Raw genomic sequence first — 24,982 nt, forward strand, 5'->3', positions numbered from 1 at the left:
ATGACATATTACCAATCCTGATTAGGTTTAAAGAGAAAGAGGTAGTATGCACAGACTAGCTGAGCAATAGTAAACCACGCATAAAATATCTGAGGAATAAACGTTATTCTCACAAGATAATCCCACTTACTAGGGTCCTGCACATATCGCAGTGTGTAAACACTGTCCACGTACATTAAACTCATTACCAGTATGAACATCCAGTTGGGATGATAAACACCCTTAACTATGTCATACAAAGCATAATTTAGCAAAAGAATCTGGAAAGATAGCATAATCCAGAAGAGTCCGGCGTTCAGGATGTCTTTTCTGGTGCTTTTATTCCATCCATGCTCCCACAATGTATCAAGCCCACCGCGAAGCCAGCGGACTCGTTGCTTCCATAACTCGCTTAGTTTTAATGGGACATCTGTCCAGGCATGCATCCCAAAACCTGCAGCTGTGTGGTAACCAAGCTCTTTTAGAGTTACCGTTAACTCGTAATCTTCGGTGATGTTATGCACATCATATAAAGTGCAGTCAAGTTTTTCGGTAGCTATGCGTCTTGCCATAACTGCTTTTATTGCTTCTACCTTATATACCGTGCACATTCCGTGCGCGACTTTAATCCCTCGATCCTGACTAACTCGACTTCTGTCGAACTCTGCGTATTCGACATATTGCCAGTGATAAACTAGTTTTTCAAAAAACCCATTAGTTGTCTGTTTGACTACACCGGCACGAGAGCACACTGCCCCAAGCAGTGGATCTAGCTGAAATTCTATTAATGCTTGCTCAACAAGATCTGGAGCTACGACTGTATCACCATCGACTGATAGTACATAATCATATGAATTCAGATCTACACTTTTATAAGCAGTGTTCAATGCCCCAGATTTTTTAAATTTATTTCCAACAGTTTCTATCAAACTTACGCGGTTATCAATGGCAGCTATACTTCTTACTATACTAACCGTGTCATCTGTACTGTTATCACTTATTACAATAACATCGACTTTGACTGTTTGAGTAAGAATGGATTCAATGGTTGAGCGGATTATATCCGCCTCATTATGAGCTGGCACAAACGCGATGACATTGTTCTGTGGAGGCAGAACGGGTGTCATTTCGCAATTCCTCCTAATCACTTACTGCTAATAAATTTTGAGTAATATAATAATCTTTGACAATAATGCAAAATCAGATTAAAAATTATATTATATAAATTATTAAAATCATGTTTTGCAATTAATTGACAGATTACGGAGAAACAAAACCTAGTTCAAATATATAAATTTAGTAGAATACTGCTGTATTTAGAAGATAAATTGCAGTTCTGTATACTTAAATATACAAAAATCTTGAATTTTATTGAAGAGAACTTTTAATTTTCCATTCTGTAGATGTACACAGTAGTAGAGATTATTTGCCTATTTGCTCAAAATGACTCATCAAAGAATGATCAACTTTTTAAATGGCTGCCATTTTGAGAAAATGAGTGGTATTTTTGTGTACATCTACGGAAAGCCAAATTAAAGTTGAAGTTATAGACAAAAACAGCGTTTATTAGAGCTAGTGAAAGAGAACAAGTTTTTACTTAAAAATTCTAATTTGAAAACTCTACGAGATAGATTCCCGAACACTCCTCAAAAAGAGACAGAGAGGCACCTGTTAAGTGAATGAAATGTTCCTATCAATCCATCTAAGTTAAAAAAGAAAAGAGGCTTTCGCCTCAATTAAGCTGGTATATAACTAAAGTCAGATAAAACCATTTCTGCGTTCTGTCCATTTATCGGCGCTAAATGATTCATAAGCCACATCTGCATTGCAACTCCACCTGCTACATGTGGGATACTTGTCTGATCTGTACAGTTCCAGTCAGATATGACAGTTCCGTTAGAAAGCTTTGCGGTGAAGTGAACATACGTTGGCTCCCAATCGAAACTGTATGTAACGTCTGTAGCGTTTTGGTAAGGAGAGTCATAAGGTATTGTACTCTGATATGCATTTGGCTGGACACTATAACTAAGTCTGTCACTGTATATCCAGCCCCACTGAGTAGCTTCAATATCTATCTCATTAGTATCGTTATGGCGGAAGAACATAGCAGCTACAATGTTTGGATCAAGATTCAGTATTGATGATGAAACCGTCCACGAATATACACCATAAGTATAGTTTGCGGATGTGGTATCAACCTCTGTTGAATACCACGTATCTCCGACTTTTTGGATTGTCAGGTGTAGTTTCTGGTTTTCATCAACCCAAACACTGTTTCCTGAACTGTTCCAGTTGTTACTACCAGGATTACCAGTTCCACTTCTTACCCACCATTCTTTGCCGCACCAATTTAGATAAGTGTCTGAAGTGTCTGAAGTATCTGAAGTGTCTGAAGTGTCTGGAGCGACAGAAAATGGTACATAGCTAAAGTTAGATAAAACCATCTCTGCATTCTGTCCATTTATCGGCGCCAAATGATTCATAAGCCACATCTGCATCGTAACTCCGCCTTCTACGTGTGGGATACTTGTCTGATCTGTACAGTTCCAGTCAGATATGACAGTTCCGTTAGAAAGCTTTGCGGTGAAGTGAACATACGTTGGCTCCCAATCGAAACTGTATGTAACGTCTGTAGCGTTTTGGTTAGGAGAGTCATAAGGTATTGCACTCTGGTATGCATTTGGCGCAACACCATAGTTAAGCCTGTCACTGTACATCCAACCCCACTGAGTAGCTCCGATATCTATCTCATTGGTATCGTTATGACGATAGAACATAGTAGCTACAATGTTTGGATCAAGATTCAGTATTGGTGATGAAACCGTCCACGAATATACACCATAAGTATAGTTTGCGGATGTGGTATCAACCTCTGTTGAATACCACGTATCTCCGACTTTTTGGATTGTCAGGTGTAGTTTCTGGTTTTCATCAACCCAAACACTGTTTCCTGAACTGTTCCAGTTGTTACTACCAGGATTACCAGTTCCGTCTCTTACGCACCACTCTTTACCACACCAAGTTAGATAGGTGTCTGCAGCAGCGGTGTTTGCAATCAAAAGCAAGCCTAATGTACTTAACATTACGAGCTGTAGATATTTTTTGTTCATATTAATCATGACATCAATAGCAAAACTTTTTGAAAAATTTTCCTATATGCCATTAAATAGAAAAGTTGAAGTATTTTTAAAATAATATATAATTTTGCAAAATTCGAACCTTAATATATGAAAAATTAGAGAACAAAGATTATTAAATTTTAAGATAGTAGCTAAGAGAAAAATATATCCAACAACCAGACCCCCCCAAAATTTCCGGCATAAATTAATAATTTATTTGTAAACTAACTATATAAAGTATTTCATCCCCGAAAGTTGTAGTTTATGGCTTATAAGAGAAGTTTAATAAGTTAAAAAATTTAGATAAAGATTTTTTTATATCCCTCAATCTCAAAATAAGAGTCTCACTCCACAATGCATCTGCGTCCAAGTTGCAGAGTCCTTTTATTAAATACTCTTAAAGTCGTGATTTGCTCATTTTTACGAAATTATTCACCGACCAGAGTATCGTTTTTACATAATATTAAATATATATTTTAAATAATACAGATAATTATTTATAAACAATCAGTTCTGTATTTATGTTAGTTATGTTGAAACTAAAAGAAATAAAGAATAATGCAAAAAAGTACATAGAACTATGCAAACTTATATATGTAGATCCTAGAACTCCCAAAACCGCAAAAATACTGTTATGGATCGCCATAGGCTATGCATTATCACCAATTGATTTAATACCAGATTTCATACCTGTAATTGGTCATATTGATGATATAATAATCGTCCCTGTGCTTTTATACATTGCAATGAGATCAGTACCCAAAAATGTGTATATAGAAAACTATGTTCAGATTTTAAGTAAATAATTTTCTAGCCAGAAAATGCGGTGTAATTCTTAGATTTTCGTTTTTTAAATTCTACTCAGGATCTATTTAGACTTAACTCTGGCACAAGGTTATAAAATTTCTTAATATTTTAACCAGAGACAACTTGAGCTTTATCTCAGACAGATCTCAAACAGAGCAAACAAAAATAAAAACGTTTTTCGTACCTGTTTTGCTGAACATTTGTTCCTAAAAGTATATGCCCGTTTGAAGAGAAACACAATACTTAACTTTACCAGATGTATTTTTAAAGCTGATTCGAGTTTGGTAGAACAAAATTTCGATGAAATGGGATTCAAACCAATTTTGATATTGGGGGTATGAGGAAATGTTACTGATGGATATAATAACTTGGGAGCCGAAAGACTCCCTAAAAGTTGCGGAATTCTATGCGAATTATGACTACCCGAAGGGAATAAAAGTAATTGAGGAATGGACTGACCTTACTGGATACCGCACGTTTATAATATATGAAACTGAAGACGAAAAAACATATGCAGCATCCGTTTTTCCATTTACAGGGCTGTGCAAATTCGAAACGTTTCCGGTTATGAAACTAGATAAATTTATGCAGCTTGCCCAAAAATTTGCCGAGAAAACCGGAGGAGAAGGTCCAGAAGCTGAGCAGGGCGAGGGAGGAAAAGCCTCAGAGGAACTTCTTAAGCAAATAGGGAACCTTGAAAAGAGAATTGAACGCCTTGAACACCACTCTTATATTCAGCAGGAAGATGTAACGTGAAACTTAGATCCAACATGAAGATCTAGATTCAACTCAAAAACGTAGTCCAACTTAAAAACTTAGTTCCAACATAAAGACCCGAATATAAAGACCCGGCCACAAGGTAAAGAGCTGGTTCCAACGTAGAAATCGTGATCAGAAACCAACTTTAGCTCTGTTGAGAAATTTTACCTCAAATTCATTTTTCAAATGCACTTTCAAATTTTTCTTCATCCATCCGATAAATCTGCCACCCATCTGCAGGGCTTCCTCCAAGATGTTTGTAAAATTCCCTTGCAGGGTTCCATTCAAGGACTGCCCATTCTATTCTTCCGCAGTTTCTTTCTTTTGCAAGCTTTACACAGTGGAGAAACATTGCTTTCCCGATTCCTTTTCCCCGAAACTCAGGTTTTACAAAAATGTCCTCGATATAGAGCCCAGGCTTTCCCACAAAAGTAGAGAAATTGTGGAAAAAAACAGTAAACCCGACCGGAACCCCATCCAATTCAGCAAAGAAAACCTCGGCATAGGGTTTATTTCCAAACATGGCATCTGCCAGGGTTTCTTCTGTCGCTGTGACCAGGTGGGAAAGGTTTTCAAACCTTGCAATGCCTTTAACGAACTCAAGAATCAAGTGTACATCTTTAATTTCTGCGGCGCGGATTTTCAATCCAGGTTTTACTCCGTCTTCTGTGAACTTTATTTTATCCTCTGTAAGTTTCATTTCAGGCCCTGACATTTTTTGATTCCTTTATTAAATCGATAGATATAGATAATTTCATAGGTTTAATGAAACTAAATTTATGAAACTGAATTTATAAAACTGAATAGAGACTAAGTTTATGAAACTGAATATGAGACTAAGTTTATGAAACTGAATATGAGACTAAGTTTATGAAACTAAATATGAGACTAAGTTTATTTGAATCCACTCTTCATGTATGTAATTTTTGCTAGCTCGAGATTTCCAACAAAAATAAGTATGAAGCAATAAGTATGAAGCAAAAAAGTCTTGTTTAAAATGCTTTGTCAAAAAGATTTCAAACCGGTAACGCTTGCAGATTGGGCTTTTTTTGAGCGCCATTACGCAATCTACCCGCAAACCCACAGCGACAATACTTTCACGAATATGATCTGCTGGAATCATTTCATGCATTACCGGTATGCATACGTGAAAGGAAATGTAATTCTAGCGTGCACTGCCGCAGGAATAAGCCGCCTACATCCGCCTATAGGCCCCCGTGATCCTGAACTCATGCGGGAGGTAATACGGCTGGCGCTGGACATAGGCGACGACAATAAACCCCTTATGCTCATCGACCCTGAGACTGCAAAATGGATGAAGAAAATAGATCCTGCCCTTATGTTGGTTCCGGACCTTAACCATTTTGAGTATGTGTACCGTGCTCTCGACCTTGCTAAACTTCCTGGAAAGAAATACCTCAAAATCCGCAGCCAGCTTAACAAATTCCGGAAAAATTACCGGCACACTGTCGAGCCAATAACCCCAGAAAATCGAGAAGAAATAATGGAGTTCCTGGTAAAGTGGTGTGAGAGCAAAAGGTGCAAGAACAATTTCACCCTTGCCCACGAAATAGAAGCATGTTCCTACGCAATCGAGCACTTAACCGAACTGCACCTGCGAGGTCTTTTGATAAGGGTAGGTTCAAAGATAGGTGCCATCTCTCTTTTTGAGCGTCTCAACGCTAATACAGCGTTAATCCATTTTGAGAAAGGGCTAACTGAGTATGAAGGAATATACAAGGTAATCAATGCCGAAACCGCAGCAGTTCTTGCCAGCGAGGTGGAGTATATCAACCGGGAAAGCGATCTCGGTGTCAGTGGACTTCGAGAAGCAAAGCTGAGATATCATCCGCACCACATGGTAGAGGTATATTCGCTCAAACAACAAACCTGCTTTCCATTTCATGAGTATGCACTCTAACATACCAGCATGTGAACTACCTCTAAGCCAAGTTTAGGTATCCTTGGAGCAAGTATGTCTTTCACAAAAAAAGAGATAAAACAACATCTCAAAAAGAGAAGAAATCTTAAAAAGAACGGAATCCATTTACTTTTTGAACTTAAAAAGGATCAATCTATTAGAGCTTAAATTCAAGTGAATTTTATGTGATTAAAATTTAAGATTCATTAAAAGATATAGTCCCATATTTGTGCTGATTTACCTTTTATTGTCGAAATTTTTAAGAAATAGATATAAGAGGATAATAATAAAAATTATTGTGTATCTTTCAGGGATTCCTAATTCAGTGAAACTCTTGAATAGTAATGTAGGAGACATGTTATTTTCCAAATTTTTTATAAATTAGATATAAAACACATATAAAAATAATAAAAAATATAATATCGATTACAGGGATTCAAAACAAAGTTACGACACTGGAGCTTATTGTTGACATGCTTTTAAAATTGTTTTAAATAATTATAAAATTTTGCACAGGCTACGCATAGGAAAATTAAAAGTAACTTTTCAGTTGTTCTTGCAAAAACTCAGGTCCCTGCGAACCAATACAATTAATTTTTCCTTGCTTTTTTTGTTTAAAGGTATTCTTCAAAAAGAAATCTTATCATGGGCTGTGCTAAATATTTGTGACCAATAATTGTATTTTTCAAGTTTGTGTTTTCTGTTTCAAACAGATCAAGGAGAGATATAGAATCAAAGTTTTGCTGGCATATCCCGCTGCAAGCAACAGGCATCTTCGCGTCACCATTCCAAATAACTCATACAAAATAGCGGAGAACTTTATTAAAAATCTTGTTTTTATTTTTTATTTCGTATTAGAAACTCATTTCAAAATATTATTTTTTAATATCCAAGTTTTAACATGAGAACATTTAAAATTTATAAAGTAGTTTTAGGTGTAATGACAACTTGGGAGATTGATATGTGAAAACACTATATGAACCATAACATCATTGCGCCTTATTCAAATAATTATTTTTTGGAAGTTGACACTGTTGAAAAATACATATAGAAAATTTTCAATTATTTTGAATATATATTACTAAAAAATTCCAGACTTTATGCTGGAAGATACAAGAAAGGAGAAATAAAATGAAAACCTCGTCCTCAAATAGACATCAGGAATTTGCCAGACTCATGACTAAATATCTTGAAAAACAGGATGTGAATCAACGCTTTCATCTAGAAGGTCCCGGCACCAATTCGTTAGCTGCCTGGTTCCTGGGGCCAAAAGCTGAAAACCAGACTTTGTTTTCGGACCTCATATTAAAAGGAATTGATGCTAACTGCAAAGATAGAATTGGGTATTTTCCAAACGATCCTCCTTATGTTACGCCTGAAAGAAAAGACGAAGAATATTATCAAAGCGTAGACAAGCTAGAAACTGAGTACCAAAAACTTCTGGACAACCTGAAAGGCTCTGTTCCTTTTTCCAGTTATCGTTATCAAGCTCACATGAATTGGGACTTAACCATTCCGGGAATGCTGGGGTACTTTGCAGCCATGCTCTATAATCAGAACAATGTTGCACTGGAGGCTTCTCCGGTAACATCTCAACTTGAAGCGTTGGTAGGAGATGACCTCTGCAAAATGCTGGGGTTCTCGATACCTCAAAATGTAAACTCCGGTATCATATCTTCTCAAAAATCTTCTGTAGAAATAAGACCATGGGGTCATATTACCTGTGATGGCTCGGTCGCTAATCTGGAAGCAATGTGGGCCGCACGAAATCTAAAATACTATCCTCTTTCAGTAGTTGCAGCTCTAAGAAACGAAAAAATTCTTGAGCCGGCGAAAAATATGACCGTTCCTTTAAACGATGGTAGCAGGGCTCAATTAATTAAATTGGATACATGGATACTTCTTAACCTCAATATTGATGTTATACTTAACCTGACCACGCGAATGGAAAATGAGTACGGGATCTCTTCTCAGGATATTACCAATGCTCTGGATCCGTACCTGCTTCAAAGTATGGGTTTTGCTTCCTTCAGCAGAGAATTTGTAAGCGGTTTTCTCGAGCCTGTCGTAATGGGCTGTTCTACAAAACACTATTCCTGGCCTAAGAATGCAGCTGTTCTGGGTATCGGAAAAGACAACTTTATAAATATTAGCATAGATATGAATGCCAGGATGGATGTCAAACACCTGCGTACAGAGCTGGACAGGTGTTTAGAAAGAAGGCAGCCGGTAATTATGGTTGTGGTGGTTCTGGGTTCCACAGAAGAAAGTGCAGTCGATCCTCTATCCGAAGTGCTTTCGACACGCGAAGAGTATAGGAAGGCCGGACTGGAATTTGTAGTACACGTTGATGCCGCCTGGGGTGGATATTTTGCCAGCCTTCTTAGAAAGCCGGAGAATAACATTGCCAGAAAAACTAACAATAACAATCTACAGGATACCCCTGTATTGCAGCTAAGCGAATACGTTACAGAACAATACAAAGCTCTACCTGCTGCAGACTCAATAACAATAGATCCCCATAAAGCTGGTTATATTCCTTATCCAGCCGGAGGGCTCTGCTATCGCAATTCGTGTATGCGAAACCTGGTGGCTTTTCTGGCACCGGAAGTATATCATAGCGACAGTCTTGATGCAAGTATGGGAATATATGGAATTGAAGGCTCAAAACCTGGGGCAGCAGCGGCTGGAGTGTATCTAAGTCATCGTATTATTCGCCCTGATCAAAGCGGTTATGGGCAAATCCTCGGAAAAGCGCTTTTTAACAGCAAGAGGTTTTATGCAGCAATTGTTACTATGGCAGAACCGGATGACCCATTTATTGTTGTTCCGGTACAACAGATACCAGCTGAAAAACAAGGTAAAAGCCAAAAGGAAATTGAACAACAGCTAGAATACATTCGGGAAAACATTGCCAACAAAGAAAATGATGATCTGGTTAATGATCCTGAAGCTATGTCCTTGTTAAAGGAATTGGGCTCTGACCAAATCATAATTACCTATGCCTTTAATTTCAAAAACAAGGATGGAAAACTCAATACAGACCCTGTTTTGGTTAACAACTTCAATAAAGCGATTTTTAAGAAACTAAGTCTTTCCGCGGATCCGGATCAGACACAAAAGACTCCTTTGATTATCACAACTTCCGAATTTGATCCGGAGGCCTATGGAGAGAATTTTGTGAGAAACTTCATGGCACGCCTGGGTGTGAATCATGACAGTCTGCTCACGATGAACTTCATTTCTTCTACAACCATGAGTCCCTGGCTTACAGCAACAAGGGATGGGAACTTTATCCCGACGCTAATTAAGGATTTTAGAGAAGCTATTCTTACGACAGTTAGCGATTTCACTGAACAATAAATACATTAGGAGAAATACCTCAAAGCTGACGGTACTGTGAATTCAGTGATGTTAATTTAACGATTTGAAAAACTAAGGTTCTACATAAGAAAGAATCAAAAAGAAAGTTGAAGGATGGCTGAAAAAACATAAGAAGGGTTGAAAAAGAGTTAATAAAAGTTGAAAAAAGAGTTAAATGAGAGAAGAATCGAAAAAATTCATTCTTCCGTTTTCTTATTCTCAAAAGCCTCCTTTACGATTTTCAAAGCACAGAGATCCCCGCACATCGAACAGGTATCGCTTTCAGTTTTTCGGGCATCCCGGATTTTGCGGGCCCTGTTGCCATCGATTGCCAGTTCGAACTGTTTTTCCCAGTCAAGGTCCCTGCGGGCATATGCCATAGCAAGATCCTTTTCCCAGGCGCGTTCTCTCGGGCCTTCTTTTATAAGGTCAATAGTGTGGGCTGCAACCTTTGTTACGAGCAGACCTTCTTTTATATCCTCAAGGGCTGGAAGAGCAAGGTGTTCCGAGGGAGTTACCATGCAGAGGAAATCCGTACCGTACATCCCTGCAACTGCGCCTCCTATTGCACCTGTAATGTGGTCAAAGCCGGGAGCAATATCAGTCACAAGCGGGCCCAGAAGATAGAGAGGAGCACCATTACAGAGCTCTTTCATGCCCCTAACGCTGAGTTCGATTTCGTTCAAAGGCACATGGCCGGGACCTTCTACAAAAGTCTGGACATTGGCAGCCCTTGCCCGCTTTACGAGTTCACCAAGCGTGATAAATTCCATGAACTTCGGGCGGTCAGAGGCATCGGCAATGCAGCCGGGACGCATGCCGTCTCCAAGGCTCAGAGTCATATCATATTCTTTTGCGATTTCAAGTAGATAATCAAATTCGGCATAGAAAGGATTGTCTTCTCCGTTATGCAGCATCCAGGCAAGGGTAAAAGAGCCTCCACGGCTCACGACATTCATGATCCTGTCGCTCTGGCGCAGCCGCTCAAGTGAGTTTAAGTTAACCCCGGCGTGCACGGTCACAAAGTCGACTCCCTGTTTGGCATGTTTCCGGACGGCGTTGAACATATCATCCGAAGTCATTTCCACAACAACTTTCCTGGAAGCTGCAGCCTGGTAGATTGGAACCGTCCCGACTGGAATGTTAACGGATTTCAGGATTCGAGTGCGAATTTCATCAAGATTTCCGCCTGTAGAAAGATCCATTACGGCATGAGCACCGAAAGTTTCGGCTGCCTTTGCTTTTTCAACTTCGGCATCAATGTCTATATAATCTCTCGATGTTCCTACATTGGCATTGATCTTTGTGCTCATGTACTTGCCAATACCTATAGGAAGGGTCTCTCGCCTGTTATTTACGGGGATAGCGATTAGCCCTTTTACCACGCAGGAGCGGACAGTCTCAGCGTCTATTCCTTCAGCTTTTGCCACGGCTTCTATAGAGGGGGTGACGATTCCCTTCTTTGCATCTTCCATTAGTGTCATTGTTACTCCAGACTGCAGGTTAATGAGACAATTATAATATTATATTAATTAATAGATATCAATAAAAAAATGTCAAATAACAGCAATATCATTGACTGTAACTAACCGACATTTCATAAGCATATTATAAGGTTGACCAGAATAATAAGGATAAAGATAAATCCAGTACTTATATCTTGCAGACTAGAACAGACAACTCATATATATCTTTTCACATATCTTTTCACGTCTGGTAAGTCATATAATATGTATAAGCAAACAAATATATAAATAATGTATGTATATTATTTAGAGCATGCGCAGAAAGAAAACCACGGAAACTGTTTTTAAGTAAAGGCTTTTACAGCTTACTGATATAATTGAATCTGACCAGTAAAATAATTGAATTTAGCCAGTAAAATAATTGAATCTGACCAGTAAAATGATTGAACCTAACCAGTAAAATGATTGAACCTAACCAGTAAGATTAAGCCGATGCACATAAAAGAAACGAGAAAAAGAAGGGAAATCTTTCAGGTGCATTTCCTGATTCACTTTATTATGTGTTTCAATTAGCTTCATTATGCGTTTCCTTACACATTTCTTATTAATACTATTTTAGATCCCAATATAATCTCAAGAACGGAATCAGGGTATTTTATATGACAGTTGTCGCATTTGCAGAAAAGAATAAGGCAGCATCCCAGATTGCCAGCATCCTGGGCGAGGGGGAAGTTGAGAGGATAACAGTTGAAGGGCTGCCTGTATACGAATTCAAGTGGAAAGGTGAAGAGTGGCTGGTAATGGGACTTTCCGGGCATATTATGAATTATGACTTTCCGGAACAGTATAATAAATGGAGGGAAGTAAATCCGGGTGTGCTTCTTGAAGTCGACCCGCAAAAACTTGTAACTCGAACTGATTACGCTGCTGCAGTAAAAAATCTGGCAAAAAGAGCAAACAAGATCGTCCTTGCCTGCGACTATGACAGGGAAGGAGAAAACATAGGATTTGAAGCCAAGACACTTGCAGAGGAAGTAACAAATGTGCCGGTTGAAAGGGCACGTTTTTCGTCTCTCTCCCCAAAGGAGGTAAAAAAAGCTTTTGAAAGCCTGATAGACCCGGACTACAACATGGCAATGGCTGCAGAAGCCAGACAGATTCTGGACCTTAAAATGGGAGCAGCTTTCACCCGCTTTGTCACGCTTTCGGTCAGGGAGAGAGCAAGAACAAAAGATATACTTTCTATCGGTCCCTGCCAGACGCCTACCTGCGGGTTTGTATACGAAAGAGAAAAGGCAATCCGGGCTTTTCAGGCAAAGGACTTCTGGAAGATAACGGCGATTTTCTCGGCAGGAAGTGGAAAAGAAAGGGAAAAAGAAGGAGAAAAAGAAGAAGGAAAAGAAAGAGAGAAAAAAAGAGGAAAAAAAGGAGGAAAAGAAAGAGGAGATTTTGAAGGTACTCACAGAGCAGGAAATATTCACGATAAAGAAAAAGCCGCTGAGATCTTCAAGCGGCTGAAAGGGGCAAAGGAAGGATTAGTTGCGAAAAAGACAGTAAAAGAAACAAAAACCAGCCCTCCTAATCCATTAAATACTACAGAATTCCTCAAAAGGGCCTCCAAGTTTCTCGGAATAAGCCCGGAACTTGCCCTTGAGGTTGCAGAACAGCTTTACCTTGCAGGGTTTACCAGCTACCCCAGGACCGAGACAAACAAATACGCTGACGACTTTGATTTCAAGTCCCTTGTCTTTGACTTTGCACGCCAGAAGGAGTACAAGCCTTTTGCAGAGTCTATCCTTATAGCCCCAATTGTCCCAAAAAACGGGGAAAAAGATGCACACGACCACCCCCCTATCCACCCAATCAGGGCGGCTTCAAGAGGAGAGGTTAGCTCTGCAGTAAATATCCCTCAGGCCCCTGCAGTCTATGACCTTATAGCAAGGCATTTCCTGGCAAACCTTATGCCTGCAGCCGTTTTCGAAAAAACGCACCTCCACCTGCTCGTAAATGAAGAGCCTTTTGACTCGTCCGGAACCGTGCTTAAGGATTCAGGCTGGCTTGAAGCCTATCCATTCGAAAATAAGAAGGATAAACTTCTCCCATTTGTAGAAGAAGGCCAGAAAGTAGGCATAAAAAAGCTCAGCAATACAAAGTCCAAAACCAGCCCGCCAAAAAAACTGACCGAAGCCGAACTTTTGACCCTTATGGACAAAAACGGGATAGGGACAAAGGCAACAGCTCCTACTCATATCGAAACAAACAAGAAGCGAGGGTATCTTGAGACAAAGGGAAAAACCATCTCTATTCTCGATACAGGTTTTACCCTTATGGATGGGCTCTCTCTGACCGTCCCGATTCTAGTAAAGCCGGAAATAAGGGCAAAGATCGAAGCCCTTATTCAGGAAGTCGAAGATGGAAAAAAAGAGTTTGAAGCTGCCCTTGAAGAAGGCACAGCCCTGATCAAGGAGATGTACGCCCAGCTTGAAGCAAATAAAAAGGAGCTGACTTCAAACATAGCAGGCACAATTAAGGATGAAGCTGCCCTTGAAGACAAGAAAAACTACATCGGAACCTGTAAGGTTTGCGGGCATGTGTTAAGAATTGTGCAGACGGATTCAGGCCGCTTTGTAGGTTGCACAGGCTATCCCGACTGCAGAAACTCGTATCCTCTGCCAAAAGCCGGGGCTTTGACCGTACTAAGGAGCAAGGAATGTAAAAAAGGAGGAGCAGCTGTCCTGAAAGTCGGAAACAAATATAACTGGGCTGTAGGCATAGGCCCCTGTTTTACCTGCGACCTTGAAAAAGAATGTTATCCCCCAGAAACGGTCGGCCCCTGTCCGGAATGTGATGGAAGCATGTTCCTGATAAACTTTAAAGACACACGATTCCTGGGCTGCACGAAACGCTGCGGATACACTCATTCAGTCCCCAAAACCGGAAAACTGACCCTGCTTGACAAGACCTGTGAAACCTGCGGCTGGAAGTTGTTCAGGTTAAAAGACGGCGACCGCCCTGAAGAAGAGTTCTGTATAAACCGGCGCTGCCCAGAAGGCAGAAAGTACTGGAAAAAACCAGGCAAAGGAGCCGAAACAAGGATCAAGGTAAAGGCTTCTGTAAGCCGCCCTGCAGCAAGTTCAGTAGCAAAACCGGCATCAAGTTCAGCGACAAGTTCAGCAGCAAGCCCAGAAGTAACCCAAGCAAAAAGAAAAACTTCAGAATTATCGGCTGCGGGCCTGAAAAAAAGTAAGTTAAAAACCTGAAATTCGGCAAGCAGAGAAGTCCAATTATTGTCTCGTCCAAGTCCTGTCCTTGGAGAGACAGCGCCTTTTTCATTACGTTCCGCTTCGCTCAAAAGGCTGAACTATAACGAAGAATGAAGATACTGAATTGAGCCAAGAAGGATAAATTTTAAGTTTCTGAATTTTCCTTTTTTCTGCGATTAGATAATTTAGAGTGGGTTTTTCACACTTCTACTGGTAGATAATCTGGAACCAAAAAGAGCCTTAGAAATACAATTAGAACAGTGAAGAAGAACAATTAGAACAGTAAAAATAAGAAATTCATATACTAAAAGAAACCAAGAAAGGAGATAAGAAAATCCTTTCGGATTTTCCCCTGCTTCTTGATATTAAACCAGAACGAATTACGCTGCTGCAGGTTCGGGTGCAGCGGATGTAGCAGGTGCAGGTGCTGCTTCAACCTGGGTTTTGCGGATTTCGACCCTGCGGAGCGGGTAGATGAACTTGGCCTGTCTGTAAATGGCTGCTGAGAGCCTGCCAAGGATTGCTTCCTGCATAAAGGTCTCGAAATCGGCTTCTGATGCACGCTTTGCGACGATGTTGACCATCATTTCCCTGATGGCTTTGATCTGACTTGAACGTGCTCTTTTGATGGTGAAGCAGGTAGGCTTTACACGGATGACATAGCCGTCTTTGGTTTTAACGTCGATATTCGCATCAATCCTGGAGGTCTGCCTCTTCACGATTGAGCGGATATAGTCGGTTGTAAGTTCGTGGCCCATGAGGTCGGTAGTTGCGACGTCTCCTACGACATTATTGATCCTGAGGATGACCTTAGTGTTATTCTTGGTCATATCGTTGGTAAGTTCCCCAACAGTGGTTTCAATATTGCGTCCTACAAGAAGAGAAGGATCTCCTGCCATAGTGTTACCGACAATAGCTCTATTTAAGTAAGCAGGAGCTTCAATATTATACCATTCCTTGGATTTCCATCCGTCAAGCTTTCTCTGTACTTTCTTTCTTGCCAAGTGATTCCTCCGAAGTAATGTTCCTTTTACGATTATTATGTTATTTCTAGTATCTTTGTTGAATTTTGTATGCTGCTGGTTTATCCTGCGGCCCTCAAGCCTTTCAGTTTCTTATTCAGGATGCTCGGATGAGTTTTTCCTTAATCAATGAGCATGAATGACCTTCAGAGCTTTTGCACAGACTTTGCGCTGCCAGGCGCAGTTTGTGGTGCTTTTTGCACTAGCGTTTCCCTTTCAAGATGAAACTTCCGAGCTTCAATAGGCTTCCGAACCTGGACCCGTCCCCTATATTCCGGCAACTACAGGCTCCTGATAATCAAAAAATATGATCCGGAAAATCGCCAGAAGATCTCAGAAATTAGCGGCATCTAACTAGTTAATGGCTCACTATACATATCATATCAGTATATAAACAAATCGGTTAGAAACACTTTCTGGCCATCTGCTAAAAAGTGAAAATAAAAAAGTTTAAAGAAAACTTTATGGAAAAAAGTTTGAAGAAAACTTTATGGAAAAAAGTTTGAAGAAAACTTTATGGAAAAGAATTTGAAGGAGATATTAAGAAAAAATTAAAAATGAGATTAAGGAAAAGAATTTGAAGAAAAATTTAAAGAAAAAGTTTGAAGAAAAATTTGGAAAAAATTAATGAAAAATTTAAAGGAAACGGATTCCTTTCGGCATTTCACCTACTCTCTTTCTAAACTCCTCAGGCCAATTTGCAGGGTCAAGCCCTTTCTGCGCAAGGAAGACCGCAGTCCATCTTTCAAGCCCGACTCCGGAACAGCCAGACCAAATCTTCTCCAGACTGAAGTTTTACATTGAAGCCTTTGGGATACTTGTCTCCGTTGATACTCACATTCTGGAACTCGAGCCACTCTCCATCCGGCCCACGGTAAGGCAGGCAGGCCTCGTAATCGGTGGTCCCGACAGTGTTTTCTTCGGTAAGTCCGAGCAGCCCTTCCTGTGCCATGAACCAGAAAGTAACTCTTGCTTTTCTCCACCGATGTCCAGGATGTCGTTGAAGATATGCATATAACGATCATGCAGTTCTTCTGCGCACTTTGTTACCTCTTCTTTTGTCCCGATCCAGACAATTTCGACCCTGTGGAATTCATCGACCCTTTCGATACCGTGAATTCCGCCACTCTCATATCTGTGAGAGGTTCCAGACCTGTCAAAGACCTTTACAGGAATTTCCTCATTTGGAAGGGTTTCCCTTGCTACGTACATCCAGAAAGGCGGGCATTGGGCATAGCACATGCCTCCGATTGGCTCTGCGATTTTTTCCTTGATCAGTTTTGTGGGCGCTTCATGAGTAACCTTGTAGTAATCGGCAACCTCTTCCCAGTAATCGGGATCCCTTGTCTGCGGAGGACACACATAATATATCTCAGAGTAGACACCCTTTGCATGCCCGGATTTCATCCAGACTTCCCAGGTGACCAGTTTCGGGAAAATCATTTCCCTGTATCCGAGAGGTTCTAGAAGTTCTTCAAGGACGATTTTTTTGAAAGTCCGAAAGATCTTTGTGGACTGTGGCCCGTGGATCCACTGTCCGCGGCTTGACCCACGTTTGAGCCAGCCTTCTTTCATCATAGCCTGGGTCGGGTCTTCCTTGAAAGGATGCTCCATTGGCTCTCTCTGCCAGAGCAGATTCCAGTGCTCAGCCTTTGCTCCATACTGGGCAGCCTCGATCTTTTCTTCAAGAAGGGTGAGAATCCTGTCCGGAACCCGGTTCTTCATCTCAGCTTCTCCGACCTCAAGTTAGAGCTGAATCCCGCCTTCAATGTTTTCCATACTTTTTATATAAGGCACTTTGAGCATCCTGAGCTCGTGGTCAGCCGGCACTCTAATTGTGAGAGTTCAACCTCGATTCCGCGAATTCCTATCTTGTATTTCTTGCCGAGTGCCTCAGCAAGCTGTTTTCTCAGACGGAAAATTGCATCGTGCACCCTGACATACCTGCCGGACTGGAGCACAAGCTTGATCCTGTCCTCCCCGAGCTTCCATTCCGTAACCTTTGCTCCCTATCCTTCAGGCACCCCTCGGGTGAGAAGGGTATTGTTTGCTTCTTCAAAAAGCGCAGCTATAGCATCCTTTGCAGTAGCGGGATCTGCGCTTGTTTTAAAATAAGCTTTGGGATTGAACTGTAATTTCAAAGTTTGAGCCTCTTTTATTTGGTATGGAATAAGGTAATTGTGAATTAGATAACGACGTAAACAGAGTCTAAAATCAATTTCTGATATGAATGCCTATTCTATAGCAAAAATTCGTAACTCAATAGTAGAATACTGAGTATTCTGATGCTTTTTATCTATAAACTGGATGGGAACACTGAGTTTTTGTACATTAAAATTATAGTTTGATAGAATTACATATAATTCAGATATAGAATTAGATATAGATATTTATAACCTGATCACCCATGCTGTCTAATAAAAATCCGACCAGCCATTTAAGTATTAAATGTTTAAAAAATATCTGTTTCATATAAATTAATTTAATTCATAAAAATTATATTATCATAGAGAAATATTAATAATTATATATAATTACTTATTAAGCTATCATTGTCAGCTATTTATATCAACTATTGATGTCAGCTATTGATGTCAGCTATTGATGTCAGCTATTGATGTCAGCTATTGATGTCAGCTATTGATGTCAGAGCTATTGGTTACACACTATTTTAAAAGATCTGTTTCAACAACTATGCAACTAAAACTTAAATCTAGCGACGGAGGAGAAACAGAAAGAAATAGAATCCCGGACAGGTTCACGGTCACGCAGTGACCGGCCTTTCCGAAAAAATGGATGTGAAAAAAAGAATTGCAAATTTGCAATGCAGCAGGTTATATATTATACAAAGGACAGTACTTTATAAGCTGGGAGATCACTCAAACGTAGATTAACGTAAAAGTGGGTAGAAACAAATATTGCGGGATACAGAGGAACATATATGGATGTTAACCAGATCCGGCTCCTTATCTTAGAAAGAAAGGACGAAATAAAAGAAAAGTTCAAAGCTGAAGTCCTGGGCGTTTTCGGCTCATACGCACGTGGCGAAGAAAAAAAAGAAAGTGATATTGACGTCCTTGTGAGGTTTGGAGAAGGAGCTACCCTCTTACACCTTGTGGGACTTGGATATTATCTTGAGGACTTATTTGGAGTTCCAGTTGATGTTGTTTCAGAAAGGGCTCTCCACCCGATGATGAAAGATGACGTGTTAAAAGAGCTGGTACCGGTATGAGATCCCCTCTTCTCTATCTTTCCGAGATAATGTCCGCCGCTGTAGCTATACAAGATTTCACTGAGGGAATGGACAGAGAAACTTTTCTGAATGATGAGAAAACAAAAAGTGCAGTTGTCCGCCAGTTAGAAATAATAGGTGAAGCTGCAAAAGCTATTCCTGCAGATATAAAGGCTTTAGCTCCTGATATAGATTGGAGAAATATATCAGGTATGAGAGATCGAATAATACACGCTTATTTTAATGTTGATTATAACCTTGTCTGGGATACCATAGTAAGTGATATTCCAGTGCTTGAGAGCAGAATTGAAATGCTAGTTAACGAGTTAAAAAATAGCTGAACAAATGTTCTTCCCGATGGTTTTCAAGAAATGCAGTAAAAGATTCTCTGCTCTGCGGAGAAGCATACTACACTCCAGAAATTTCAAGAAAAATCAACATAGTTATGAAAAAGTTCCATGAGTTCAAACTTCTCCTGCATCCTTTAGTTGCCAACGAGTTGAGTTTTGAAGAAATAGTTGCATGATATTGCGTTTACTTTTTATTTTTACCCCTATCCGAAAAGTTGATTGAAAGCAAAATAAAAAGAAAAAAGACAAAGTAAAAAAGAGAAAAAAACGAGAATTAAATAAATCGTTAAAAATATTCAATTTGCAGGCCAACTCCAACTTCTTTAAGCCTGCAAACCTTTGAAAGTTCGATTTTTGAGTTTAAGTCCGTACAGTGGCAGGCATGCACGCAGCCAGGGTCAAGTTTTTTAAGGTATTCAATAGTCCCATGCATCCGTTCTTCTGAGGGTTCCAGAAGATGAAAGCCACCTATTATATCAAGGACCCTGCTGTCTCCACATACTTCTTTTGCATATTTGGTAATATTGCAGATCCCGGAGTGGGAACAGCCCGTGATAATTACGAGCCCTGCTTCTGCCCTGTATACGAGTGCCGTGTCATCCGGAATAAGGTCGGGAATTTTGTTCCCCTCGCTGTCCTGCACATATCCGACAGCTGCCTCTACCTCAAAAGTGAAGTTCCTGGGGATTTCCCCAAGGAAAACGAGCTTCTCACTCAGCCAGAGGGGAGTACTTGAGAGCTGTAGCCTGAAGTGTTCTGAAAGCTTTTTGGGAGTGAACAAACTTCCGATTTCCCCTATCTCTTCAGTTTTTTTGCTTTCGAAGACCAGGGGATGGGCAACGAGAACCGGAGATCTGCTGGGAAGCTTTTCTATCCCTGCTTCCGTGAATAAACGTATCAGAGGTTCGAGTCCCCAGGTGTGGTCCAGGTGTCCGTGGGAGAGTACCAGATAGTCAAGGTCCAGAAGTGAAAGCCCCATTTTCCGGGCATTTGTGAGGAAGATATCCGAATACCCGGTATCAAAAAGAACTCGTATGCCGGAATCCTCCAGCAGAAAAGACAAACCGGGCTCGGCAAAGAAATACCTGTCAATAAGGGTGTTGTTATCAACAAGGACAGTGAGTTTCATAAAGTGTTTATTTTGCCTGCGGGGTATAATAGTATTATTACCAAACATTTGAAAAAATATTTAGAGTTGAGTTTAGTACTGTACGTGATCCGTAAGAAAATAAAAAAGGTATTAAAGATTGTCTCCTGTCGAATAGTATATACGCTTACTGTAAAAGTTATAGCAGGTCACAATACTTTTTGGATAGGGTCTAAGTTGGGATTAAGTCTAGAATGCTCCGTTTAAGAAAATGTTAGAACTCTACTTTTGTTTTATATAATCGGCACTTTTTTAAATCATTTTAGCGCTTAACTTTGAAACACATATAATTGTCTTCACTTTACTTACTGACGTTTGAAATGCGGAGAATTAGAAAAATGAACAAAATGACCCTTTCAGAATTAGAGCAGTCACTCTGGGGTGCCGCCAATATATTGCGAGGCCCTGTCGATGCTTCTGATTTTAAATCATATATATTTCCCGTACTTTTTTTCAAAAGAATCTCTGATGTTTATGATGAAGAATATAAAGAAGCTCTTGAAGAATCAGAAGGTGACGAAGAATACGCTGGATTAAGCGAATTTCACGACTTCAACATCCCTGAAAAAGCTCACTGGAAAGATATCCTGGAAACAACCCAGAATGTTGGTCAAGCTCTTCAATACGCCTTCAGAGAAATCGAAAAATCAAATCCTGATCAGCTTTACGGCATATTTGGAGATGTGAACTGGACAAACAAAGACAGATTATCCGATGAGCTCTTGATTAACCTTATCCAACACTTTAACTCTCTCGTACTTTCAAAATCCAATGTAGAACCTGACATGCTTGGCCAAGCTTATGAATACCTTATTAAAAAATTTGCAGACCTTACGAACAGAAAAGCAGGCGAGTTCTATACACCAAGGCCGATAGTCCATTTAATGGGCAGTATTCTGAAACCCCAGGAGGGAGAAACAATTTACGATCCTGCATGCGGTTCAGGCGGTATGCTTCTCGAGTCCTATCATTATGTTAAAAGTAATGGAGGAGATGCAAGAACACTAAAACTGTACGGCCAGGAAAAAAACCTGACAACCTCTTCAATTTCAAGAATCAATTTATTTATCCATGCAGTACAGAGCTTCCAGATAATTCGAGGCGATACATTAAGAGAGCCTGCTTTTCTTGAGGGTGATAGGCTTGCTCAATTTGATATCGTAATTGCAAATCCTCCATTTTCACTGAAAAAGTGGGGGTATGAAAACTGGTCGCAAGATCCATACGGCAGAAATATTGTAGGCACTCCACCCAAAAGTAACGGAGACTATGCCTGGGTCCAGCACATGATTGCTTCAATGGATCCTGAAACCGGAAGAATGGCAATTGTGCTGCCTCATGGGGCTCTCTTCAGGCAGGGAGCCGAAGGAAAAATCAGAAAAGCACTGATTGAAATGGACCTGCTGGAGGCTGTTATCGGGCTTGGTCCAAACCTGTTTTACGGAACCGGAATTAGTGCCTGTATTCTCGTTTTCCGCTCAAAGAAAACCAATGAAAGAAAGAACAGGGTACTTTTCATCGATGCATCTGAACAGTACCAGAAAGGCAGAAGCCAGAACATTTTCCTGCCAGAGAATGCGGAAACCGTACTTAAGTGGTATGAGAATTATGGAGATATTGAAAATATATCTCAGGTAGTTGAGCTTTCAGAAATTCAGAAAAACGAATTCAACCTTAATATTCCACTCTATGTCAAAAAAATCCATGAAGTAGAAAAGATTGACCTGAAAGTCACCCTTGAACAGCTAAAAAAGGATTACAAAGCTTTTCTGGAGTCCGAAGAAAAAATGAAGCGGTTACTTAAAGAAGTGAATGTTCTATGAACTCAGATAATTCTCACGTAAGCCAGCAGGAACTTGAGCAGTACCTGTGGGGTGCAGCTACTCTTCTCAGGGGAGGCGTTGACCCTGGAGAATACAAAAATATCATTTTTCCCCTGATGTTTTTCAAACGAATTTCCGATGTATACGAGGAAGAATTCGAAGAAGCTCTCAGGGAATCTGACGGAGACCTTGAATACGCCCAGTTTGCAGAAAATCACCGTTTCATAGTTCCAGACGGCTCACACTGGAAAGATGTAAGGGAAATCACCACTGATGTAGGAAAAGCGATCCGAGATGCAATGCGTGAAATCGAAAAAGCCAACCCTGACAAACTTGAGGGCATCTTCGGGGACGGAAACTGGACAAATAAAGACCGTTTGAGCGATAAAACCCTCATAGATCTGCTAGAACACTTTTCAAGCCTGAGTCTCACTATAAAAAACGTTCCTCAGGACCAGTTTGGGAATGCCTATGAGTATCTTATTAAAAAATTCGCGGATGATAGTGGCCACACCGCAGCCGAATTTTATACCAACAGAACAGTTGTCCGTCTGATGGCTTTAATTATGGACCCTAAATCAGGAGAATCTATTTACGACCCGACCTGCGGCTCTGGCGGAATGCTTCTGAACTCCCTCCTTCTGGTGAAAGAAAGAGGTGAAGAATACCGCAATATCAAACTCTACGGCCAGGAAATTAACCTTATAACTTCAGCTATTGCTCGCATGAATATGTTCATCCACGATGTCGGCGATTTCCAGATCATAAGAGGTGACACTCTTGAAGACCCAGCCTTCATCAAAAACGATAGGGTTCAGCAATTCGACATTGTAATTGCAAATCCTCCTTATTCAATCAAAAAATGGAACCATAGCGGCTGGACAAAAGACCCCTGGGGCAGAAATATATACGGAACTCCTCCTCAGAGCTGTGCCGATTACGCTTTTTTCCAGCATATTATATGTTCAATGAAAGAAGATACTGGCAGATGTGCAATTCTCTGGCCTCATGGAGTTCTATTCAGGGATTCTGAACAGAGTATGAGGGCAAAATTGATTGAGGACGATTATGTGGATTGCGTGATAGGCCTGGGACCAAATTTATTCTACAATTCTCCAATGGAAGCCTGTATTGTCATTTGCAGAAAAAGCAAACCAGCCGAAAGAAAAGGAAAAATCATGTTTATAAACGGTTTTGAAGAAGTTATACAAGAAAAGCAACAAGCATTTTTGTCAGACGAAAACATCCAGACCCTCTTTGACCTGTACATAAACTATGAGAATGTCTCCAGAAAATCTTACGTTGCCACGATAAAAGAAGTGAAAGAAAACGACTACAATCTCAACGTACCTCTCTATGTCGAGAAGTACGATCTTGGAGAAGTAAAAGAACCGTTAGAAGTACTGATTCAGGAATGGACAGAAAGCAGCCAGAGAATAAAAGAAGCAAATGAAGAGATATTTTCAATCTTATCAGAGGTAGGATTAAATGACCAGTAACCTGAAAAACGTTCCTCCAAACTGGCAAAAAGTAAGATTTGATGAAATTGCCACAATTGTTACAGATAGGATAGAAAAACCTATCGAATCAGGACTCAAAGACTACATTGGCCTGGAGCATCTGGACACTGACTGTATAAGAATCAAGAGATTTGGTTCAACGGAAGATGTTGACGCAACAAAATTCCTCTGTAAAAAAGGAGACATCATTTTCGGAAAACGCCGTGCATATTTGAGAAAAGTTGCAGTAAGCGACCGAGACGCTGTAGTTTCAGCTCACTCAATGGTTCTTCGCCCAACGGGAGATAAAATCTACCCTGACTTTTTACCTTGTTTCATGCAATCAAGTATCTTCTGGAAGACTGCACACTCAATTTCCGAAGGATCAATGTCCCCAACAATAAAATGGAAAAACCTTGCCGCACAGGAATTCTGGCTTCCAAGCATCGAAGAACAAAAGAAGATCTCTGGACTTCTCTGGTCCATCGAAGATAACATCCAGAAAACCGAAAAACTCATAGAAACAACTGAAACACTCAAACAGGGGCTTCTTAATGAACTGCTGACAAAAGGAATTGGGCATACCCGATTTAAAGATAGTGAACTGGGGAGGATTCCGGAGGAATGGGAAGTTGTGAGATTAGGGAATATATCAAATGTGAGGAGAGGAGCATCACCACGTCCAATTAACGATTCTAGATATTTTGATTCAGAAGGGACTGGTTGGATCAGGATTGCAGATGTTACCTCCACATATAAATATATCAATAAAACATCTCAATATCTCTCGGAGTTAGGAGTTTCTAAAAGTGTACCAGTGCATAGAGGGGATCTGATAATGAGCATATGTGCTACAATAGGTAAGCCTGTAATTGTTGATATGGATGCCTGTATACATGATGGATTCGTTCTATTTTCTGATATAAAGAAAGGAATTATCAATGACTTTTTGTTTTATGTATTACTAAAGAGTGAAAAAGAATTTGAGAATAAAAGACAAGTTGGAACTCAAGGAAATTTAAATACTGATATAGTTAAAAAAACAAAAATTGCGTTGCCTAGCTCTTTAGAAGAACAAAAAAAGATAGTTAGTATTTTTGAGAATATAGACAGTATAATAGAAACATATCATTTAAGTTTAAGTAATCTTGGTCACCTCAAAAAGAAAATATTAAATGAAATGCTCTCAGGGAATCTAATGCTTAAGTGTATTCCAGTAATCATTTCATGAA

At 40.1% G+C, this 24,982-nt stretch carries 16 protein-coding genes and 1 pseudogene; 10 read left to right on the forward strand and 7 right to left on the reverse strand.

Annotation, left to right across the window (positions count from 1 at the left end):
• Positions 1-8: 8 nt before the first annotated feature.
• Positions 9-1,106, reverse strand: a complete 1,098-nt coding sequence (locus tag MSBRM_RS12495; protein WP_048155868.1) for a glycosyltransferase family 2 protein — start codon at positions 1,104-1,106, stop codon at positions 9-11.
• 609 nt (positions 1,107-1,715) lie between these two features.
• Positions 1,716-3,062, reverse strand: coding sequence for a glycoside hydrolase family 16 protein (locus MSBRM_RS12500; protein WP_144413982.1), 1,347 nt, complete (start codon positions 3,060-3,062; stop codon positions 1,716-1,718).
• A gap of 557 nt (positions 3,063-3,619) precedes the next feature.
• Between MSBRM_RS12500 and MSBRM_RS12505 the strand changes: the two genes are divergently transcribed.
• Together MSBRM_RS12505 and MSBRM_RS12510 are read left to right on the forward strand one after the other, a co-directional pair.
• On the forward strand, positions 3,620-3,904 hold the full coding sequence (locus MSBRM_RS12505) for a YkvA family protein (protein ID WP_052712887.1): 285 nt from the start codon (positions 3,620-3,622) through the stop codon (positions 3,902-3,904).
• A 355-nt stretch (positions 3,905-4,259) separates the two neighbouring features.
• The gene (locus MSBRM_RS12510) at positions 4,260-4,661 is read left to right on the forward strand and encodes a DUF3303 domain-containing protein (protein ID WP_230628859.1); all 402 of its coding nucleotides are present in this window, start codon (positions 4,260-4,262) and stop codon (positions 4,659-4,661) included.
• 178 nt (positions 4,662-4,839) lie between these two features.
• On the opposite strand, the gene MSBRM_RS12515 is transcribed toward MSBRM_RS12510, so the two are convergent.
• Positions 4,840-5,364 carry a GNAT family N-acetyltransferase gene (locus MSBRM_RS12515; protein ID WP_048123377.1) on the reverse strand — a complete coding sequence of 175 codons (525 nt, stop codon included), beginning with the start codon at positions 5,362-5,364 and terminating at the stop codon, positions 4,840-4,842.
• A 297-nt stretch (positions 5,365-5,661) separates the two neighbouring features.
• On the opposite strand from MSBRM_RS12515, the gene MSBRM_RS12520 reads away from it, so the two are divergent.
• The gene (locus tag MSBRM_RS12520) at positions 5,662-6,585 is read left to right on the forward strand and encodes a DUF2156 domain-containing protein (RefSeq protein WP_048155872.1); all 924 of its coding nucleotides are present in this window, start codon (positions 5,662-5,664) and stop codon (positions 6,583-6,585) included.
• 1,131 nt (positions 6,586-7,716) lie between these two features.
• Positions 7,717-9,948 carry a pyridoxal phosphate-dependent decarboxylase family protein gene (locus tag MSBRM_RS12525; protein ID WP_052712888.1) on the forward strand — a complete coding sequence of 744 codons (2,232 nt, stop codon included), beginning with the start codon at positions 7,717-7,719 and terminating at the stop codon, positions 9,946-9,948.
• A gap of 197 nt (positions 9,949-10,145) precedes the next feature.
• On the opposite strand, the gene thiC is transcribed toward MSBRM_RS12525, so the two are convergent.
• Positions 10,146-11,432 (reverse strand): phosphomethylpyrimidine synthase, encoded by a 1,287-nt coding sequence (gene thiC, locus MSBRM_RS12530; protein WP_048155876.1) that lies wholly within the window; start codon positions 11,430-11,432, stop codon positions 10,146-10,148.
• A 641-nt stretch (positions 11,433-12,073) separates the two neighbouring features.
• On the opposite strand from thiC, the gene MSBRM_RS12535 reads away from it, so the two are divergent.
• Positions 12,074-14,674 (forward strand): DNA topoisomerase I, encoded by a 2,601-nt coding sequence (locus MSBRM_RS12535; protein WP_048155879.1) that lies wholly within the window; start codon positions 12,074-12,076, stop codon positions 14,672-14,674.
• Between the two features lie 383 nt (positions 14,675-15,057).
• Here MSBRM_RS12535 and MSBRM_RS12540 read toward each other — a convergent pair whose 3' ends face one another.
• Both MSBRM_RS12540 and MSBRM_RS12545 read right to left on the reverse strand, forming a co-directional pair.
• Positions 15,058-15,681 (reverse strand): 30S ribosomal protein S3ae, encoded by a 624-nt coding sequence (locus tag MSBRM_RS12540; RefSeq protein WP_048120820.1) that lies wholly within the window; start codon positions 15,679-15,681, stop codon positions 15,058-15,060.
• 654 nt (positions 15,682-16,335) lie between these two features.
• Positions 16,336-17,840, reverse strand: a pseudogene (locus MSBRM_RS12545) (serine--tRNA ligase).
• Between the two features lie 800 nt (positions 17,841-18,640).
• Between MSBRM_RS12545 and MSBRM_RS12550 the strand changes: the two are divergent.
• Both MSBRM_RS12550 and MSBRM_RS12555 read left to right on the forward strand, forming a co-directional pair.
• Positions 18,641-18,931 carry a nucleotidyltransferase family protein gene (locus MSBRM_RS12550; protein WP_048120822.1) on the forward strand — a complete coding sequence of 97 codons (291 nt, stop codon included), beginning with the start codon at positions 18,641-18,643 and terminating at the stop codon, positions 18,929-18,931.
• A 29-nt stretch (positions 18,932-18,960) separates the two neighbouring features.
• The gene (locus MSBRM_RS12555) at positions 18,961-19,272 is read left to right on the forward strand and encodes a HepT-like ribonuclease domain-containing protein (RefSeq protein WP_268989059.1); all 312 of its coding nucleotides are present in this window, start codon (positions 18,961-18,963) and stop codon (positions 19,270-19,272) included.
• A gap of 295 nt (positions 19,273-19,567) precedes the next feature.
• On the opposite strand, the gene MSBRM_RS12560 is transcribed toward MSBRM_RS12555, so the two are convergent.
• Positions 19,568-20,410 (reverse strand): MBL fold metallo-hydrolase, encoded by an 843-nt coding sequence (locus MSBRM_RS12560; protein ID WP_048155881.1) that lies wholly within the window; start codon positions 20,408-20,410, stop codon positions 19,568-19,570.
• 356 nt (positions 20,411-20,766) lie between these two features.
• Between MSBRM_RS12560 and MSBRM_RS12565 the strand changes: the two genes are divergently transcribed.
• From MSBRM_RS12565 to MSBRM_RS12575, 3 genes are read left to right on the forward strand one after another with little or no spacing between them, the layout of a single operon-like run.
• Positions 20,767-22,251: a type I restriction-modification system subunit M gene (locus tag MSBRM_RS12565; protein ID WP_048120830.1), complete on the forward strand. Its 1,485-nt coding sequence runs from the start codon at positions 20,767-20,769 to the stop codon at positions 22,249-22,251.
• A complete protein-coding gene (locus MSBRM_RS12570; protein WP_048120831.1) occupies positions 22,248-23,750 on the forward strand; it encodes a type I restriction-modification system subunit M in 1,503 nt (500 codons plus the stop codon). Before MSBRM_RS12565 ends, MSBRM_RS12570 begins: the two co-directional genes overlap by 4 nt.
• A complete protein-coding gene (locus MSBRM_RS12575) occupies positions 23,740-24,981 on the forward strand; it encodes a restriction endonuclease subunit S (protein WP_048120832.1) in 1,242 nt (413 codons plus the stop codon). The genes MSBRM_RS12570 and MSBRM_RS12575 overlap by 11 nt, the downstream gene beginning before the upstream one ends.
• The last annotated feature ends 1 nt before the right edge of the window (position 24,982 follow it).

It is taken from the genome of Methanosarcina barkeri MS, assembly GCF_000970025.1.
In the GTDB taxonomy this organism is placed as follows: Archaea; Halobacteriota; Methanosarcinia; order Methanosarcinales; family Methanosarcinaceae; genus Methanosarcina; species Methanosarcina barkeri.

Coding starts and splice junctions, on each gene's coding strand:
- MSBRM_RS12495 (WP_048155868.1), bottom strand. CDS start 1,106: ATGACACCCGTTCTGCCTCCACAGAACAATGTCATCGCGTTTGTGCCA.
- MSBRM_RS12535 (WP_048155879.1), top strand. CDS start 12,074: ATGACAGTTGTCGCATTTGCAGAAAAGAATAAGGCAGCATCCCAGATT.
- MSBRM_RS12565 (WP_048120830.1), top strand. CDS start 20,767: ATGAACAAAATGACCCTTTCAGAATTAGAGCAGTCACTCTGGGGTGCC.
- MSBRM_RS12555 (WP_268989059.1), top strand. CDS start 18,961: ATGTCCGCCGCTGTAGCTATACAAGATTTCACTGAGGGAATGGACAGA.
- MSBRM_RS12570 (WP_048120831.1), top strand. CDS start 22,248: ATGAACTCAGATAATTCTCACGTAAGCCAGCAGGAACTTGAGCAGTAC.
- MSBRM_RS12515 (WP_048123377.1), bottom strand. CDS start 5,364: ATGAAACTTACAGAGGATAAAATAAAGTTCACAGAAGACGGAGTAAAA.
- MSBRM_RS12510 (WP_230628859.1), top strand. CDS start 4,260: ATGGATATAATAACTTGGGAGCCGAAAGACTCCCTAAAAGTTGCGGAA.
- MSBRM_RS12560 (WP_048155881.1), bottom strand. CDS start 20,410: ATGAAACTCACTGTCCTTGTTGATAACAACACCCTTATTGACAGGTAT.
- MSBRM_RS12505 (WP_052712887.1), top strand. CDS start 3,620: ATGTTAGTTATGTTGAAACTAAAAGAAATAAAGAATAATGCAAAAAAG.
- MSBRM_RS12550 (WP_048120822.1), top strand. CDS start 18,641: ATGGATGTTAACCAGATCCGGCTCCTTATCTTAGAAAGAAAGGACGAA.
- MSBRM_RS12520 (WP_048155872.1), top strand. CDS start 5,662: ATGCTTTGTCAAAAAGATTTCAAACCGGTAACGCTTGCAGATTGGGCT.
- thiC (WP_048155876.1), bottom strand. CDS start 11,432: ATGACACTAATGGAAGATGCAAAGAAGGGAATCGTCACCCCCTCTATA.
- MSBRM_RS12575 (WP_048120832.1), top strand. CDS start 23,740: ATGACCAGTAACCTGAAAAACGTTCCTCCAAACTGGCAAAAAGTAAGA.
- MSBRM_RS12500 (WP_144413982.1), bottom strand. CDS start 3,062: ATGTTAAGTACATTAGGCTTGCTTTTGATTGCAAACACCGCTGCTGCA.
- MSBRM_RS12525 (WP_052712888.1), top strand. CDS start 7,717: ATGAAAACCTCGTCCTCAAATAGACATCAGGAATTTGCCAGACTCATG.